The organism is Tersicoccus solisilvae (genome assembly GCF_014643255.1).
GTDB lineage: Bacteria > Actinomycetota > Actinomycetes > Actinomycetales > Micrococcaceae > Tersicoccus > Tersicoccus solisilvae.
The window spans coordinates 1-669 of record NZ_BMJI01000062.1; the positions used below are offsets into that span (position 1 = coordinate 1).

The following is a 669-nucleotide window of genomic DNA, read 5'->3' on the forward strand; positions in this document are numbered from 1 at the left end:
TTTCGGGGTGATGCCCAGCTCGGTGCAGGCGTCGGCCCAGGCGTGGGAGAGGTACGCGGCCCCGTTGTCGGAGAGGACCCGTTCGACGGTGACGCCCTGGTCGGCGTACCAGGCCACCGCCCGGCGCAGCACCCCGACCGCGGTGACGGCCTTCTCGTCGGCGCAGACCTCGGCGTAGGCGACACGGGAGTGGTCATCGATGACGGTGTGCAGGTAGGCCATGCCGACCCGGCGGCGGGTGGGCTGGGGCCGGTCCCCGGCCCCGCCCCTGGTTCGGGCGAGGGTGGTGGCTCGGTTCTTCACCCCGGTGGCGCGGCCGGTGAAACGCCAGCCCCCGCCGTCGGGGATGTTCCCGAACTTGGTCACGTCCACGTGGATCAGGGAGCCGGGGTGGTCGTGTTCGTAGCGGCGCAGCGGCTCCCCGGTGACCCGGTCGATCCGGGCCAGCCGGTTGAGCCGGCACCGGACCAGGACCGCGTGCACCGTGGAGGCCGGTACCCCGAGCCGCCCGCCGATCTGGACCGGGCCCATCCGGTGCCGCCACCGCAGTGTCACGATCGCCCGCACGAGGCGGGCCGGGGTCCGGGTCGGTGACCGGTGGGGCCGGGAGCTGCGGTCGACCATCCCGGCCTGTCCTTCGGCCCGGTACCGGGCGGCCCACTTACGAGC

General features: G+C 74.3%; 1 protein-coding gene. It reads right to left on the reverse strand.

What is annotated here, in order from left to right:
- Positions 1 to 669: DDE-type integrase/transposase/recombinase (locus tag IEX22_RS15390; protein ID WP_188669271.1), on the reverse strand; the 669-nt coding region annotated here is incomplete at both ends.